This window comes from Flavobacteriales bacterium, assembly GCA_016704485.1.
GTDB lineage: Bacteria > Bacteroidota > Bacteroidia > Flavobacteriales_F > PHOS-HE28 > PHOS-HE28.
In genome coordinates, this window is the sequence record JADJAA010000001.1 from 276,185 (window position 1) to 293,766 (window position 17,582).

15 protein-coding genes are annotated in these 17,582 nt (G+C 49.4%); 10 read left to right on the top strand and 5 right to left on the bottom strand.

Annotation, left to right across the window (positions count from 1 at the left end):
• Positions 1-36 precede the first annotated feature (36 nt).
• The 5 genes from IPF95_01220 to IPF95_01240 all read left to right on the top strand — a co-directional run bounded on the left by IPF95_01220 (position 37) and on the right by IPF95_01240 (position 4,442).
• Positions 37-621, top strand: a complete 585-nt coding sequence (locus IPF95_01220) for a CHAP domain-containing protein (protein MBK6473314.1) — start codon at positions 37-39, stop codon at positions 619-621.
• Positions 622-692: 71 nt separating this feature from the next.
• The gene (locus IPF95_01225; GenBank protein ID MBK6473315.1) at positions 693-2,087 is read left to right on the top strand and encodes a chloride channel protein; all 1,395 of its coding nucleotides are present in this window, start codon (positions 693-695) and stop codon (positions 2,085-2,087) included.
• A gap of 107 nt (positions 2,088-2,194) precedes the next feature.
• Positions 2,195-2,989, top strand: a complete 795-nt coding sequence (locus IPF95_01230) for a thymidylate synthase (protein ID MBK6473316.1) — start codon at positions 2,195-2,197, stop codon at positions 2,987-2,989.
• A gap of 99 nt (positions 2,990-3,088) precedes the next feature.
• Positions 3,089-3,598 carry a dihydrofolate reductase gene (locus IPF95_01235; GenBank protein MBK6473317.1) on the top strand — a complete coding sequence of 170 codons (510 nt, stop codon included), beginning with the start codon at positions 3,089-3,091 and terminating at the stop codon, positions 3,596-3,598.
• 46 nt (positions 3,599-3,644) lie between these two features.
• Positions 3,645-4,442 carry a hypothetical protein gene (locus IPF95_01240; GenBank protein ID MBK6473318.1) on the top strand — a complete coding sequence of 266 codons (798 nt, stop codon included), beginning with the start codon at positions 3,645-3,647 and terminating at the stop codon, positions 4,440-4,442.
• Between the two features lie 155 nt (positions 4,443-4,597).
• Here IPF95_01240 and IPF95_01245 read toward each other — a convergent pair whose 3' ends face one another.
• The gene (locus IPF95_01245; protein ID MBK6473319.1) at positions 4,598-4,894 is read right to left on the bottom strand and encodes a four helix bundle protein; all 297 of its coding nucleotides are present in this window, start codon (positions 4,892-4,894) and stop codon (positions 4,598-4,600) included.
• On the opposite strand from IPF95_01245, the gene IPF95_01250 reads away from it, so the two are divergent.
• The 5 genes from IPF95_01250 (at position 4,889) to IPF95_01270 (ending at position 12,921) form a co-directional block, all read left to right on the top strand.
• Positions 4,889-7,411, top strand: coding sequence for a PIG-L family deacetylase (locus IPF95_01250; GenBank protein ID MBK6473320.1), 2,523 nt, complete (start codon positions 4,889-4,891; stop codon positions 7,409-7,411). The genes IPF95_01245 and IPF95_01250 overlap by 6 nt on opposite strands.
• A gap of 319 nt (positions 7,412-7,730) precedes the next feature.
• Entirely contained in the window at positions 7,731-8,102 is a 372-nt protein-coding gene (locus tag IPF95_01255; protein ID MBK6473321.1) for a four helix bundle protein, read from the top strand.
• Positions 8,103-8,343: 241 nt separating this feature from the next.
• On the top strand, positions 8,344-10,140 hold the full coding sequence (locus IPF95_01260) for a sodium:solute symporter (GenBank protein MBK6473322.1): 1,797 nt from the start codon (positions 8,344-8,346) through the stop codon (positions 10,138-10,140).
• Positions 10,141-10,368: 228 nt separating this feature from the next.
• The gene (locus IPF95_01265; protein ID MBK6473323.1) at positions 10,369-12,267 is read left to right on the top strand and encodes a T9SS type A sorting domain-containing protein; all 1,899 of its coding nucleotides are present in this window, start codon (positions 10,369-10,371) and stop codon (positions 12,265-12,267) included.
• Between the two features lie 255 nt (positions 12,268-12,522).
• Positions 12,523-12,921 (top strand): SRPBCC domain-containing protein, encoded by a 399-nt coding sequence (locus tag IPF95_01270; protein ID MBK6473324.1) that lies wholly within the window; start codon positions 12,523-12,525, stop codon positions 12,919-12,921.
• A 95-nt stretch (positions 12,922-13,016) separates the two neighbouring features.
• On the opposite strand, the gene IPF95_01275 is transcribed toward IPF95_01270, so the two are convergent.
• From IPF95_01275 to IPF95_01290, 4 genes are all read right to left on the bottom strand, one after another.
• Positions 13,017-13,886: a DUF2911 domain-containing protein gene (locus IPF95_01275; GenBank protein MBK6473325.1), complete on the bottom strand. Its 870-nt coding sequence runs from the start codon at positions 13,884-13,886 to the stop codon at positions 13,017-13,019.
• A gap of 140 nt (positions 13,887-14,026) precedes the next feature.
• Positions 14,027-15,265 carry an ATP-dependent Clp protease ATP-binding subunit ClpX gene (gene clpX, locus IPF95_01280; protein ID MBK6473326.1) on the bottom strand — a complete coding sequence of 413 codons (1,239 nt, stop codon included), beginning with the start codon at positions 15,263-15,265 and terminating at the stop codon, positions 14,027-14,029.
• A 188-nt stretch (positions 15,266-15,453) separates the two neighbouring features.
• On the bottom strand, positions 15,454-16,122 hold the full coding sequence (gene clpP, locus IPF95_01285; GenBank protein MBK6473327.1) for an ATP-dependent Clp endopeptidase proteolytic subunit ClpP: 669 nt from the start codon (positions 16,120-16,122) through the stop codon (positions 15,454-15,456).
• Positions 16,123-16,169: 47 nt separating this feature from the next.
• Positions 16,170-17,522 carry a hypothetical protein gene (locus IPF95_01290; protein ID MBK6473328.1) on the bottom strand — a complete coding sequence of 451 codons (1,353 nt, stop codon included), beginning with the start codon at positions 17,520-17,522 and terminating at the stop codon, positions 16,170-16,172.
• Positions 17,523-17,582: the final 60 nt, after the last annotated feature.

Consider the following 17,582-nt stretch of genomic DNA (forward strand, 5'->3'; position numbering starts at 1 on the left):
ATTGCAATGTTGTCATGTCTGTTACGTTGAAGGAACATGGCCAAAAAACGATTGATAATGGGTGGTTTGCTGATCTGTTTTGCTACAGCGTTTGTGGTATGGCAACAGTGGGAACCTTCTAATAATGCTGTGCCTCATGCTGCCGGTGATCCGTTGGATAGTTTGAATGGCGTTGTGGTTTTCTACAATGCGGGCATAGGAAATGTGAGCGGAAGAAATGTGGTTGATGGATACAACGTTGGCTTGAAATACCAGTGTGTTGAATTCGTGAAACGCTATTATTTGGAACACTATTCCCATCGAATGCCCAATAGTTATGGCCATGCGAAGGACTTCTTTTCAGCAAGGATCGCAGATGGTGATATCAATCCGGATAGAGGATTGTTGCAGTACACGAACGGAAGCAAGACCGTGCCCGAGGTCGGGGATCTCGTAGTCCTTGACGGATGGAAAGGAAACCCTTATGGACATGTAGCAATAATCAGTGCCGTGGAGGATGGGGAGGTCGAGTTGGTCCAACAGAATACGGGTAGTACACGTGTGGAATATGACCTCGATCTTATTGATGGGCGATGGAAGATCCAGAACAAAAGGATCCTGGGGTGGCTGCGTATGCCATGACCACTGTTGATCACTTTCCAGGTTCAACGCTGTTCATACACTGAAGCCTTCTACTTTTAGCCCGCTTCGCAATGAAGGAACCGTGGCATAAAGGGATCCCTACCAGAGTACAGGCTGTAGCTTGGGCACAACTCGAGCGACTTCGGCAATGGGTGCTCAACAGCAACGCCAAGAACTTCGTGCTTCTGGCGCTACCGTATCAAGTGAGTGCCATTCTTACTGCTTTGGTCGCAGTGGGCTATACCAAAGCGTTCCAATGGGCGGCTCGTTGGAACCATGGCCTCATCGATTCCAACCCGCAGTTGATCTTCCTCACCGCACCGCTCGCTTTCCTTGCCAGTTGGTGGATGGTCAGGTTCTTTTCACCCATGGCAGGTGGCAGCGGTATTCCGCAATTGATCGCAGCGGTAGAGACCGGGAATGATGAAGAAGAGAAAGATGGAAGTTGGCGCTTTCTGAATTTACGGATCATCATCGTAAAGATCGCATCCAGCATCGCCATGGTTCTTGGCGGTGGCGCAATTGGCCGTGAAGGTCCTACGTTGCAGATCGCAGGTAGCATTTACCGCACGGTTCACAAACTACTGCCACCATTCTGGCCAAAGGTTAGCCGCAAGGTGATGATGGTGACCGGAGGTGCTGCGGGACTGAGCGCGGCGTTCAACACACCGCTCGGGGGGATCGTATTTGCAATAGAGGAATTAACGCGTACACATATCGCCAAATTCAGAACGGCCGTATTGAGCTCAGTGATCCTAAGTGGGATGACCGCACAATGGCTACTTGGGCCGTACCTGTTGTATGGTTACCCAAAAGTGGCAACGGTCGGTATTTCATTCATGTACAAACTCCTTGCAATAAGTGCCGTGTGTGGTTTCGTCGGTGCAATTTCAAGTAAGATGATGCTATTGCTTGATAGGGCCCGCCAAAGCTTCAAAGGGTGGACACCGCAACTATTCTTCGTGCTGGCGTGCGCATTCGTTTTTGCTGGTGTGGTCTATACCTTCGGTTCCATTTCTTTAGGCAGTGGCGGCAATCTCTTGGACGCCTATTTGTTCGAGGACAATCCCAACCCCACTTTCGCGAATGCAGCAGGACGTGTGTTCGGTAATATGTTCACGATGGGCGCTGGCGGCGCAGGTGGCATTTTTGCGCCAGCCCTTAGCTCCGGTGCCGCTATTGGCGGGTTGATCGGCTCATGGTTCAGTGTTGATCGCGGTGAACTGAACATGCTCATACTCGGTGGAATGTGCGCTTTCCTCACTGCCGTTACGCGCTCGCCGTTCACCAGCGCGATCCTTGTATTGGAAATGACCGACCGGCATAGTGTGATCTTCCAATTAATGTACGCCTGTATGATCGCATCCATCGTTTCGCATGCCGTTGATAACCGATCCGTTTATGATAGATTGAAAACGAGGTTGTTGGACCAACTGAAATTGATGCCACCCAGAGGTAAGTCGTGATTTTTTCGACCCCAGTAGTGTGAAGAAAGCGCTTGTTCGTAAACTGTGAAAACACATAGCCTTGTTATCGGTAATTTTGCAGTGATTAACGTTCACCGCACTGATCCATGCAGCAATACCACGACCTACTTCGACACATTCTAAAAAATGGTACGCGCAAGGAAGACCGCACCGGCACTGGCACGGTGAGCTGTTTCGGCTACCAGATGCGGTTCGACCTTGCCGATGGTTTCCCGCTGCTTACCACGAAAAAATTGCATACCAAAAGTATCATCCATGAACTGCTCTGGTTCTTGAAAGGTGATACCAATATCAAGTACCTCCGGGATAACGGTGTGAAGATCTGGGACGAATGGGCGGATGCCGATGGCAACCTCGGTCCGGTATATGGTTACCAATGGCGCAACTGGCCAGCACCCAATGGTGGAAGCATCGATCAGATCACCATATTGGTGGAGATGATCAAAAAGAATCCGGATAGCCGACGGTTGATCATAACCGCGTGGAACCCCGCTGATGTGGACCGCATGGCACTCCCACCCTGTCATTGCTTGTTCCAATTCTATGTGGCCGATGGTAAACTAAGTTGCCAATTGTATCAACGCAGTGCGGATACTTTTTTAGGCGTGCCCTTCAACATTGCGAGCTATGCCCTCCTGACATTAATGATGGCGCAAGTGTGCGGCCTGAAGCCCGGAGAATTCATCCATACGTTCGGTGATGTGCATTTGTATGCGGATCATATGGAACAATCGCAATTACAATTATCGCGTGATATTCGTCCATTGCCAACGTTGCATATCGACCCAAGCGTTACCGATCTGTTCGATTTCAAATTCGAACATTTCACATTGACCGATTACGATCCACATCCGCATATTAAAGCGGCAGTTTCCGTGTAGGGGCGAACGATCGTTCGCCCGGTAACGAAAAACGATCGTTCGCCCGGTAACGGTGAACGATTACACCTGCCGCATTTTTGACAATACGCACACGAAAACATGATCATCTCAGCAATTGCAGCCGTTTCGGATAACGGTATCATCGGGCGTGATAGCGATCTGCCGTGGCATTTGCCGGATGATATGCAGTTCTTCCAGCGGACAACGCGCGGGCATCATATCATCACCGGGCGCAAGAATTACGAAACCATTCCTGCGAAATACCGTCCGTTGAAGGATCGTGTGAACATTGTTGTTACACGCAATAAGAATTACACGGCCGAAGGGGCTATTGTAGTGCATTCACTCAAAGCAGGTCTCGAACTCGCTAAGAGGGCTGATGAGGTCGAGGTATTCATAATTGGAGGGGGCCAGATCTATGCTGAGGCCATGACGAACGTCCTGATCGATAAATTGTATATCACTGAGGTTCATGCCACTGTTGAAGGCGATACCCACTTTCCGGATATCGATAAAAATAACTGGAAAGAAACGCTGCGCGAATTCCATTCTTCCGATGAAAGGCACGAAATCAGCTTTAGTTTCGTTGTATTGGAGCGGCTCAGTTAAACCTTTTGGACCGATCGTGCGTCAAAACCCACCAAACCTCCTCAAAATGCTCCTACGAACTTCGATCGCTGTCTTGGCAGCCGCCACCCTACTGCTCACCTCTTGCCGTAGAGAAAAAGACCCCGAACCTGACTTGGACTACACAAGTGCCAGTGATAACTCACGTGCCGAGGATGTCTTCAATGATATGCTCTTACAGGTTGACAATGCCGTTGACGAGAACGGTCTACGTGATGAATGCGCACCAACGGTTACGTTCGACACAACCTCAACGCCGCGCACGATCACACTCGATTTTGGTTCCGTGAATTGCACAGCCCCAAATGGTAGGTTGCGCCGTGGTCGGGTCCAGGTCAGTTATACCGGTCACTACCGCGACCAAGGAACGGTGATCACCATTACGCCTGATAATTACCATGTGAATAACATCTTTGTACAAGGTTCCAAAACCGTAACCAATCTAGGCCCCAACACAGCAGGGCATCTTGCTTTCAGTGTTGTAGTGAACGGCACCCTGACTGCTGATGATGGATCCTGGACTTCTACCCACCAAGCTCAACGGACGCGCACCTGGATCGAAGGATCTACCACAGCACAGATCCTGGATGATGTGTATTTGATCACCGGGAACGGAAGTGGTGTGAACCGGAATGGCGTTGCCTATTCACTTGCGATCACCAACGCATTGCGTGTTCAAGTGGGTTGTCCTTACATCACACAAGGCACTGTACAGGTCACACCGGTGGGAAGACCCGTGGTTGGTATCGATTGGGGAAGTGGTACGTGTGACGGAACGTTTACAGTTACCGTCAACGGGCAGACCTATACGGTTACGATCGGTTGAGGTAATAGCCCGCTATTTGCTGCTGGCTGCTGGCCATTGGCTATTAGCTGCTGGCTATTTATTGTTCATGGGTGTATTGAATGTTCATGCTTTCAATACGCCCATGAACGAGCCGATCTTCTTTTGGACCAAAACGATTTTTTCCAACCACGCGATCAACAAATCTTCAGATCAGTCACCCCGGAGAGCGTGAAGCGATAGTCCGGGGACCAGCCTCTGCGTTGCAGGATCATCATTCTTGTTTGCAACTCGAACGCAGGACCCCTGAGCGTATTTGAAGTAACGGTACTTCTCCTTTTTTCGCTCCTACGCGAACTTCCTTCCATAATATTCGATGGGATCGAACATGTTGCATCATCGGCTTGGTCGCGTATTAGGAGTAACCCGAGTTGCCTGTAGCTAAAAGCAATTGACCAGTAGCGAATTACACATCCTAACTTCGCCGAATGCACTTCAATTATCCGCGCAGCAGCGCGTTCGCATTCGCGACTATCCTCGTAGCTTCACTTTTCGCTCAACGCCCGCCCGCACAACCCAACGCTGCCGAGATCCTGCACAAGATGCAGAAGCTGCAAGTGCTTGGCAGTGTGCTCTACATCGTAGCACATCCGGATGATGAGAACACCAAACTGATCGCATGGTTAGCCAATGGCAAGAAAGTGCGCACTGGCAATCTGAGTCTTACCCGCGGTGATGGCGGCCAGAACCTGATCGGCCCGGAACTCGGTGATGCGCTCGGCATCATTCGCACGCAAGAGCTGATGGAAGCACGGCGCATCGATGGCGGCGAACAGTTCTTCACCCGCGCGGTGGACTTCGGCTACAGCAAAAGCGCCGATGAAAGTTTTGAGAAATGGGGTAAGCAGGAAGTTCTGAGCGATGTGGTGCGCGTGATACGACAGTTCCGTCCAGACATTATCATCACCCGTTTTTCGCATATTCCCGGAGGCACACATGGGCACCATACCGCAAGTGCCATCCTCGCGCACGAGGCGTTCGATCTGGCCGGTGACCCGAAGGCTTTTCCTGAACAACTGAAGGAAGGTCTTGAAGTATGGCAGCCGCGCCGCCTCTTCCATAACGGCAGCACATGGTGGCGGAAGGATCTTGCGGATATCGTGAAGACTGACAAGGATTGGTTCAGTGTGGATGTAGGTGGCTACGACCCGCTGCTGGGCCTGAGCTACACTGAGATCGCCGGGCGCAGCAGAAGCATGCACAAGAGCCAAGGGTTTGGTGCCGCTGAAACGATCGGCGAGCAGCTTGAATACTTGCATTTCGAAAAAGGCGACCGGCCGAAGGGTGATGATATTTTCGAGGGGATCGATATGACGTGGGGGCGGGTTGATGGAGGCGCATACGTTAGCTCGGTATTGTCCGACGCAATCATGGAATTCAATCCGGAAAAGCCGGAGAAGGTGAGCAAGCATATCTCGGGTGCGCAAAGTGCCATTCAAGAACTGATGGTCATGACGAAACACTCAGCGATGTGGTCCATCCTCAATGCTCGTAGAAATCTCGCACTCAATACTTTACGGGACCTCAATGGAGTTTCATTCGAATTCCTATCAAACCAACCAACATACAGCTCGAATGATTCTGTCCCATTGGATATCGTTGTCGTTAGGCGCGGTTCACTTTCCCTGAAATATTCAATCAATGTAGCTAGTTGGCCATGGATGAAGAATATCATGAACTCAACTGGAGACCAGACAACTATGCTAAATTTCAAGGCGCCAAGTCCTGAAGAGGTTGATGAACCGTATTGGTTGACGAAGGCGAAAGTGGGCGCTCTATATTCAACTACGGCCGAAGGAATTCAACCAATACTAGAGTCCTCGCTGAACGCATCCTTCTCGGCCACTATTGACGAAAGTGAACCACGAAGCTGGATTAGGTTGTCCGCATTCCATAAATGGGTCGACCGCGTAGACGGCGAACGCATCCGCCCGGTCTACATAACACCCGTCGCAGCCATCATTCCCAAGACCGAGATCCTTGTTGCAACAGGCGGCACACAGATCATCGAGGTGGAAGTGAAATCGCTAACCGATAGCCTCACCGGCCAACTCAACGTTACACTGCCCGAAGGTTGGAGCACCACCAAGGACCTGAAGCGTGTGAACATCGCAAACCGTAACGAACGGCAAACATTCACATTCCAACTTATGCCTGGCGAGCTTTCGCAAGGAGGCGTTGCGCAATTCGAGTTCAGTGGTCCCAAGGGTAAGGCGGATCGCACACTTCATGAGATCGACTACCCGCACATTATGCCGCAGGTGTACTACACCCCCGCCGAAGTGAAGTTGATCCCGCTGGATGTGAAGGTGAATGCGAAACGCGTGGGCTATATCAAAGGCGCTGGAGACGATGTGCCACAAGCGATCGAACGGCTCGGTGTTACTGTGGATATGATCGATCCTTCAACCGCCACCTTGGAGAGCATTTCGAAATATGACGCGATCGTGGTCGGCATTCGCGCATACAACACCGAGAAAGCAATGGCGCAATTCAATCCCACGCTGATGAAGTTCGTGGAGAATGGTGGCACCGTGGTGGCCCAGTACAATACGATGAGCCGCGATATGATCTTGCCGGATTCGCTGATCGGCCCCTATCCTTTCAAGCTTTCGCGCAACCGGGTTACAGTTGAAGAAGCGCCACCAATTTTCCTGGATCCAAAACTTCCGTTGCTGAACACCCCGAACAAGATCACACTTGCCGACTTCGATGGCTGGGTGCAGGAACGGGGACTCTATTTTGTTGGTGAACGCGATCCGAAATATACAGCACTCATCAGCTGGAATGATCCCGGCGAAGATCCGGTAGATGGCGCGTTGATCACCTGCGACTATGGTAAAGGACGATACGTTTATACGGGGATCAGTTTTTTCAGGGAGCTGCCGGCGGGAGTTGCGGGCGCTTATCGGCTTTGGGCGAACCTTATTTCTCGTAGGACAGAGAAATAAGGAATGGAGAATTTAGAATGAAGAATGGAGAACTTTGAATGTAGCGCCTGCTTGTTCCAAGTCAACCACTTGGGAATGGTCTCAAAGAAAATGGAGAATTTAGAATGAAGAATGGAGAATTTTGAATGTAGCGCCTGCTTGTTCCAAGTCAACCACTTGGGAATGGTCTCAAAGAAAATGAAGAATTTAGAATGAAGAATGGAGAACTTTGAATTAAGCGCCTGCTTGTTCCAAGTCAACCACTTGGGAATGGTCTCAAAGAAAATGAAGAATTTAGAATGAAGAATGTAGAACTTGGAACTTTGAGCACGTGAGCCCTATGGAACGGAAATACGATCTGGATGAACGATGCGTGAATTTCAGTGCGGCAATCCTTATTTATGTTGACCGAATGCCAAGATCTGAAGCCGGCAGACATATGGGGCGACAGCTTTTGAGAAGCGGTACTGCGCCCGCATTGCACTATGGTGAAGTTCAAGGCGCCGAATCACAAGCCGATTTCATTCACAAAATGCGAATAGCCTTAAAGGAATTACGAGAATCTCGGAATAATATCCGCGTACAGTTCAAGGCAAAGCTGATGGATGGGTCCCGGAAAGAAAATGCATCGCTTTTGAATGAATGCGTTGAACTCGTCGCCATTTTCGCAGCTAGTGTAAAGACCGCAGAACGAAACAAGATCAAAAAATGAACCGGCCCTTTGGGAATGTAGAATTTAGATTGAAGAACTTGGAACTGCTTCTCCACTGGGACACACTGCTGTTTGGACAGGGCGCGTTGATCATTCTCCATTCCTTTGGCTTTGTTCGAATGAAATGAAACAGTTTTTCCAGACGATAGATCTAAATGCGGCTCTAAGGTCCCCAAAACCAGCCGAGGCCCTAGTTGATCATTCTACATTCTCCATTCTTCATTCTAAATTCCATTAGGCAGTGCATTGGCTCGACTGGCTCATCCTCTTCGGCACGCTCGGCTTCATCGTGGGCTATGGTGTGTGGAAAACACGCAAGGATGCCACAAGCGAAAATTATTTGCGCGGTGGTAGTGATAACCGTTGGTGGGCGGTTGGCCTTAGCGTGATGGCTACGCAAGCATCGGCAATTACGTTCTTGAGCACGCCAGGGCAAGGGTTCTTGGATGGCATGGGATTCATCCAGTTCTATTTCGGGTTACCGTTGGCGATGATCGTGATCGGCTATGTGTTCATTCCGCTGTACTACAAGATGAACGTGTACACGGCGTATGAGTTCATTGGCAAGCGATTCGATAATCGCACTCGATTATTAACTGCCGGTCTGTTCTTGTTCCAACGCGGTTTGGCTGCCGGAATTACGATCTATGCACCAAGCATTATCCTCAGTAAGATCCTGCATTGGCCTCTTTCATGGACATGCGTGTTCATTGGTGGCTTGGTGATCCTGTACACAACATCCGGTGGTGCCAAGGCAGTAGGAGTTACGCACAAGCAACAAATGGCCGTGATGTTCCTCGGCATTTTCGCGGCTTTCGGTTTTACCATTTACTATCTCAGCAGCAATGCATCGTTCACTGAAGGCATGTCGCTTGCCGCTTCGTTGGGAAAAATGGAGATCGTGAACACGTCCTGGGATCCAGCTACCAAATACACCCTGTGGAGCGGACTGATCGGCGGTTTCTTTTTGCAACTCTCTTACTTCGGCACGGATCAAAGTCAGGTGCAACGGTATTTGGGTGGTAAGGACATTAAGCAAGCGCGACAAGGGTTGTTCATGAACGCGATCCTGAAGATACCCATGCAGTTCTTTATTCTGCTCACTGGTGTGTTGGTCTATGTCTTCTACCTGTTCCACGCCGCGCCGATCCACTGGAACTCTGCCAATGTGGAAGCGATGACCAACATCGCATATGAAGAGCGCGGACCTTTGGTTGTTGGTGAAAAAGAATACCTGGACTATCCGCTAAACCCTGTGCAACTCATGCACAGAAGCACCACCGATTCGATCCGAACGAACGCGAACGCATGGATCACTGCTGGAAGACAACAAGACACAGAAGCACAGAATGCCGCACATGAACGATTGACTCAAAACCTTGCACACGACGGCCAGCTTCGAAGTGCCTATCGCGATGAAATAAAAGAAACATTACCCGACCGTGAACCGAACGACAAGGATTACATCTTCGTGAGTTACGTGATGGATTTTTTGCCCGTGGGGATCGTTGGTTTGTTGTTGGCCATGATCTTCAGTGCGGGCATGAGCAGTACGAGTGCAGAGCTTAGCTCACTTGCCACTACCAGCATCGTGGATATTGTACAGAGGGACAGAACGGATGCCCAACAAGTGAAAGCCACGAAACGCGCCACCATCGTATTCGGCTTATTAGCGTTGGCTTTCGCTGCCATATTCCACTTGTTCGAGAATCTAATACAAGCAGTTAACATTCTTGGATCCCTATTCTACGGAACAATACTCGGTATCTTCCTGGTCGCATTTTTCATAAAGCGCATTGGCGGTACTGCAGTATTCGCTGCCGCTTTGATCACACAAGCCTTGGTATTGATCCATTTCGCATTGGATACCCTTGAACTTTTCGCTGTAACGGATACGTATGGGATCACTAGCGACCCTTTGGAGATCGGATTCCTATGGTACAACCTTATCGCTCCGGCTATCCTTGTTGCGTTGGCCTTCCTATTTCAACAACTGATCCCACCCAGGACGGATCCTCCCGTTGAATTCAACGTTTAAGCTGCACTCATCTTGACCGAACCGGAATACCTGTAAGACTTATTGAACGACGCTATCCTTGGACGTACCGATGGAAAAGACCAAGGTGTACGCTCACACATGAGTATGATCGAATTCCCAAGAATGGTTGCCAGATCTGTTCTTTTGATCGCAAATATTACTTGGAACCAAGCGGCCTGTTTCGTTTCTTTGCGGTTCAACCCTCTAAAGTACCCTCATTAAAAGGACATGAAAAAGATCTACATTTCCGCACTCGCCGTTGCGTTGATCGGCAGCAGTGCATATGCGCAGAATTCGATTACGCAATTGAATACCAGCAAGCAACACAATGCTGGCGACTACGTCCCTTCTCATGGCACCACACAGGCGATCCCGAATGCTGGGGAGAACCGTGTAACACCATTCTGGACCGAAGATTTCTCAGGCGGTTCCATTCCTGCAAATTGGACGAATACTGATGACACTTCAGCCCCTACTGAACTTGCCGTGTTCGTATGGTCCAACGTTTCTGCGGATGTTGCAGCTGCTGCACTGAACTATCTGCCATCTTCCGATTTCATGGCTTCATCGGCGTCCAATGGATACCTCTGGTGCAATTCTGATCGTGGCTTAGCTGCTGCTCCTGCAGTTCCTCAGCATACACAGCTTACAACAACAGCGATCGATTGTTCTGGTCAAGCTTCGGTTCTATTCTCTATGGAGAGCTTGATCGGGGTTTACGAGAACAATGCTTCTGAATTCGTGAAGCTGCGTGTGAGTACTGACCTTTTGACCTGGACGGACTTTTTCCCTTTCCCATGTTTGGTAACCGGTGCAGCTGCACCTCCTTGCACACGCTGGTCCGGAAACCCTGATCTGGTAGAGGTCGACATCACCTCTGTTGCTGCTAACCAAGCCACTGTATACCTACAGTTCGAGTGGAACGGCGGATGGGAGTATTTCTGGGCAATTGATGATCTTGCATTGTCTTCTGTTCCTGATTACGAGCGCACCTTCCTCTTTGGTGTTCTGTCTCATGCAAGTGAAGGTGTTGAATATGGACGTATTCCTTCTGGCCAACTCGGAAGCGATTTCGTGCTGGGTGCTCAAGTTCGCAATTTCGGACAGATGGCGCAGACCAACATGACCATCACCGCTGATGTTCTCGATCCAAGCATGGCTCCTTCGTTCAATACTTCTGAGTCATACGCTTCCATTGCACCAGGTGACACTGCATTCATGAATATGGCCGTACCACTGCCGGGTACAATGGCGCAAGGTATCTACACCGTTAATTTTGCGGTCACCTCGGATAACGATGCTGATGAAGAAGATCCTTCTGATGACGGCACCCAGCGTACGTTCGAGATCAATGATGACCTCTACTCAGTAGATAACCTTGGTAACCACCCTGCTGGAACCGAGATCACATCATCCTTGGGAACTGCAAGTTTCGTAGGTGGCGAAGATGGCCTGATCGCATTTACCAAATACGACATCACGAATGACCTGGAGGTGTTTGGTCTGGAGATCGATCTTACCCCAGCTTCTGTTGCAGGAGCCACGCTTGTTGCTGCGCTGCGTGATACAGCAGATGTTAATGCAGACATAACAACAATTCTTCTTGCAGAAAGCGATCTTTATGTGTTGACCGCCGCTGATGTTGCAGCAGGTGTGGTACGCGTGCCATTCTTGAATTCGTACACACTTACTCCGAATGCTTACTACGCTGGAGTTGAGATGTTCAGCAACGCCAATGCAGAAGACATGGGCGTAATGGATGATGCGACAGTGCCACAACCTGGTGATGTGAGCCTTATCTATATTGCAGGTGACCAAGTATATGGTAATGGTAATGCATTGGCGATCCGCCTTGTTAACGAGCCGATAACCATTGGTATCAACGAAGTGGAGGAACTGAGCGGTATCTCCGTATTCCCGAACCCAAGCAACGGTATCTTCACTGTAAACGCAGCTGTTGCTGGTGTGTACACTGTCGAAGTTACCAACGTGATCGGTGAGATCGTTCACGCTGAGCGCATCAACGGTACCACCTCGATCGACATGAGCAACGTAGCAAAAGGCGTCTACATGGTACGTGTAAGCAGCGAGACTGCTAGCACCGTGCAGCGTGTTACGTTGAAGTAATTTCTTTGACCTTTATGAGAAGGGGCCGTCTCGGAAGAGGCGGCCCTTTTTAATTGCCAATTTATCTTTCCGGTCAACAGACCCGAAAGCTGCACATCCATGCACCTAGGCATCCAATGATCGATCCGGTTATCCCTTGTACTTTATTGGATGATCTTTACACATTATCACCTTTAGCTAAGCGATCTTGCGATCCAGAAAAGTATCGATCTGCTGTCTTCCGGATTATATTGAACGCTCTAACGCTCATTCATAATGGAAGTGACCACCATACGACAACGTGCTACGTTCGCTGCCTCCCCTGAAAAGGTCTATGACGCTTTGATGAATGCACGATCGCATAGTCGCTTTACACACCAAAAGGCCCGCATCGGAAAAAAGGTGGGTGACCCTTTCATCTCCCTGGACGGCTATATCGACGGTGTTAACCTTGCGCTCGACCCCGGAAAACGGATAGTGCAAAGTTGGCGTGCGCACCAGATCGGTTGGCCGGAACTACATTATTCACAGATCAGTGTACGCCTAGAGGCGATCGCTAACGGTACCCGCATGATCTTACGGCATGAGCGCGTCCCAGCTCAACTGGCCGCTCGATTGCGCCACAAATGGCATAGTACGTATTGGGTTCCACTAAAGGCGATGCTGAACAAATGAGTTTACCTCATCACTTAGCCGAGACGCTACCATAGACAACACAGCAACAAAAAAGCCCTCCTGAGAGGGCCTTTTATTAACCGATCGGCCAAGTACTATTTGGCGTTCAAAGTGCTACCCTTATTCGTATCCACTTTCCCTTTTAGACTGATCAATAGTTCATTGTTCTTCTCAACATACGCATCAGACTTGGCCTCTTTTGCCAATCCTATGCTCAAATTCGCAGTTTCCACGGCTTTGGTGAACTGGCCATTCTCGGCATAAGCCAGTGCCAAGGTGTGCGTATTCCAATACTTTTTCTCAAGATCAACACTCTGCTGAGCATATTTCAGTGCTTCCTCAGGCTTCAGCTTATGATCCACCAAGTATCGTGCACTACTAGCGTAAGCACGATAATCAACAGCAGGATCGGCTATTGCCTTTTTTATGTTCTCCAGTGCCTTTTCTTGGGAATCCGCATGGATATTCATTGTGGCTTTGGTCTTTTCCCAACGTAATTCCAGCACCGCATCGTCATCGATCACGCTCTCGAAGCCAATGGTGAATGTCTCGGTGAATTCAGTTCGCACGACCCTGACCTTAACTGCAAGTACATCTTCTTCGGGCTTACGATCACTTTCTCCCCATAGCTCGGTGTTCTTATTGAAAATAACTTCCCACGCACCTTCACGGGGTACCGTGAACAATGAGTACTTCCCCGCTTCAAGCTTTTGGCCTTCAATTTCGATCGTGCCATCAGTTTCGAACTGGGTTGCCTTGTTAGCTCCTGTACGCCAAACCTGACCATATGGAACAAGCCCTCCGAAGATCGTTCTTCCTTTTACACTTGGTCGGGAATACTCCACCTCGATCTTTGTAAGGCCTACGATCTGCTCCACTTCACCATGGGAACTTGGTTGGGGCAGATCTTGCGCAAATGCTGGCGTAATGACAAATAGCAACGCCGGGAGTAATAGGTTCTTCATCTTTTTAAGGTTTCAATTGGAAAATACGGTCTTGGGTCCGCAGTATGGATCTGCGGTGCAAATTTAATGCCTCAAACTGTAATTCGTACGCATGAGTAAATACAGTGACCACATGCAAAGCCTGAACATACCACGACCGATCAGGCAACCTTCAGCGCACTTAACCGCGAACGATCGAATTTATCGCGCGCATAGCTCAGCGTGATCCGCAACTCGGCCGGGCGGTCTTCTGCTCCAGGCATCTCGTACATAGCGTCGGTGAGAATGGCTTCACAAATACTGCGAAGGCCACGGGCACCCAATTTGTAATCGAATGCTTTTTCCACAATGAAATCGAGCACTTTCTTATCCAAGCTCAATTTAACCTTATCCATATCAAAGAGCTTGACGTATTGTTTGATCAATGCGTTCTTCGGTTCGGTAAGGATCCGACGCAAGCTATCGCGGTCCAAAGGATCCAAATAGGTCAGAACAGGGAACCTGCCTATCAATTCGGGGATCAAGCCGTAGGCGCGCAGATCCGTTGGAGAAACATATTGCAACAAATGTTCATCGTTGATGCGCTGTTCTTTGCTTGCACTGTATCCGACCGCACTGCTCTTTACCCGGCGTGCAATGATCTTCTGGATACCATCGAACGCTCCACCACAGATGAAGAGAATGTTCTTCGTCTCCACTTGTATCAATTTCTGCTCCGGGTGTTTACGACCACCTTGTGGAGGTACGCTTACCGTACTACCTTCCAACAATTTCAACAAGGCCTGCTGCACACCTTCACCACTCACATCACGTGTTATGCTCGGTGTATCGCTCTTCCGACTGATCTTATCGATCTCATCGATGAAGACGATCCCGCGTTCCGCTTTGCTGACATCGTAATCCGCGGCTTGCAACAGTCTGCTCAATATGCTCTCCACATCCTCACCTACATAGCCCGCTTCCGTCAATACCGTGGCATCCGCAATTGCGAATGGCACGTTCAACATTCTGGCAATGCTTTTCGCTAACAGGGTCTTTCCACTACCTGTTTCACCTACTAGGATGATGTTGCTCTTTTCGATCTCCACATCATCATTCGTGCTCACTGGTTTTTGTACAATGCGCTTGTAGTGGTTGTATACAGCAACGCTCAATACCTTTTTCGCATCGTCCTGTCCGATAACGTATTCATCCAGGAACCGTTTGATATCGGAAGGGCGTTGTAGGATCAAATTACCCTCGACCTCGGAACGCGTGCGTTGACTTAGTTCCTCGGAAATGATGTTCTGCGCCTGCGTAATGCAACTATCACAGATATGCCCGGTAATACCAGCGATCAACACGTTGGTATCCTGCTTATCGCGCCCGCAGAACGAGCATTTGATCTCTTTCTTTTCCATAACCCTTTCCTAACTCAGTAAATGCCTAGTTCAGAAGTGAGTCCACAAAGATACAGCGAATGATACCGGAGCGCCAATTTCTCAGATCCCAGTGATCGATCGCATTCCGGAAAATGAAGATCCCGGACCGTAAATTACCGGTCCGGGATCGCATCATCGTAGATCAACAGAGGATCGTAACACCGAAACTATTTCGGATTCCTTACGAGCAATTCATCGATCATACCATAGGCTTTGGCTTCTTCTGCCTTCATCCAATAGTCACGATCGCTGTCCTTTTCTACCTTCTCATACGTTTGTCCACTGTGGGCCGCGATGATGTCATAAAGCTCTTTCTTCAATTTCTGGATCTCGCGTGCCGTGATCTCGATATCACTGGCCTGCCCTTCTGCTCCACCCATTGGTTGGTGGATCATAACGCGGGCATGTTTCAACGCACTGCGCTTTCCTTTTGCACCTGCGCACAATAGCACGGCGCCCATACTTGCTGCCATACCTGTACAGATCGTAGCAACATCACAATTGATGTATTGCATGGTATCATAAATACCCAAGCCTGCATAAACGGAACCTCCGGGTGAATTCATGTAGATCTGAATATCCTTCTTGGCATCAACACTTTCCAAGAACAACAATTGCGCTTGAATGATGTTGGCCACTTGATCGTTGATCCCTGTACCGAGGAATATGATGCGGTCCATCATCAATCGGCTGAACACATCCATCTGTGCAACGTTCAATTGACGCTCTTCGATGATGTAGGGTGTTACGGAGGATGTGATGTAACCGTTCAGCGTTGTGCTACTGATGCCACGATGCTTTACAGCGTATTTTAGGAATTCGTCTTTCGGGAACATGGTTGATCTTGTTGTGTGGTAAAGTAAGGCAGCTTATGAATGGCGAACTACACCGTGCGAGCCAAGGTTACGAACTCATCAAAGCTCACTTTCTTTTCAGTGGGCTCCAATAAGGTCTTAAAGTGGACCATCAGCTTCTGCTCAACGATGGTACCGCGGATACGGTTGATCTGCTCTTGATCACCCAACATACGTGCTGCCATTAGCTGGAGTTGCTCTCCCTCTGGTGCTGGCATGCCGTATTGCATGAATTGATCGCTGACATAGCGTTTTGCGAATGCATCCATTTCCTCCCCCTTCGCCTCTAGACCGTATGTCTCAATTACACGATCCTGCACCAATTGGCGCTTCAGACCATTGGCATAATCGGTGTATCCTTTTTCAACATCCTCCAATGTAACAGGCGTCTTGCTCGTTTCTTGGATCCAGCGTTTCAAGAAGGTATCGGGTAGTTCAACATTGGTGCGCTCTTGGATCTTCTTCATCGCGAAACGCAAGAATAAACGGTCGCTATCCCTGCGGAACATCTGATCCAGACCTTCACTGACCTTTGCTCGAAATCCGGCTTCATCGCTTACGGCGTCCTTGCCGTAGACACGATCAAATAGTGCTTGATCGATCGGAACGGGTGCCATACGTTTCACTTCGGCAACTCGGAACATGAAGCTATCGCCTATTTCATTTGCTTGATCAACGCTAATGCCGAGCATATGTGCCATGTCCTCCGGATCCTTGCTCACTTTATGTGGATCCACAGTGATCTCATCATCCTTTTTCTTACCGACCAAGGACTGTCGCGCAGCGTCCTCCGTGACGAATTCCAAACTGATGGTGGCGCGGTTCAGGATCCCTCCTTGTTTGATCGAACCGTCTGGATCGAGCTCGATCATATCACCTAGCAACATATCCTTGTCTTCACTCACTTCGGCATCCTCGACCTTGCCAAAACGGCGCTGCATGTCCGTGATCTCACGCGTCACAAGCACTTCGTCCACATCGACAGCCGGGTATTCAACCCCTAATTTGTCCAAGTTCACTTCAAAAGAAGGTGCCATTCCCAGTTCATAACTGAAATTGAATTCGCCGGGTTCTTCCCAATTGTTGTTTACTGCATTCTCTGCTTTCGGCAATGGCTGGCCAAGAACGCGCAAGGAGTTCTCCTGTAGATAACCTTTCAAATTGGCATCTATCAAGCGCTCCACTTCTCCGATAAGAAGAGCCTTACCGACTTTCTTCTTGATGATGGTCATGGGCACTTGGCCAGGACGAAACCCAGGTAATACGGCGTTCTTACGCTGCTCTTTCAGTGCCTTCTCCACGCCGGGCAGATAATCCTCCGGTTGGATCTTCATTTTGAGCGTGGCGGTGAGGTTGCCGGTCTCTTCGCGTTCAATGTTCATTTCGTTCAGTGCTGTTATTTGGCGCAATTCGTCTACTAAAAAGCTAAAAAGGGCGATGCA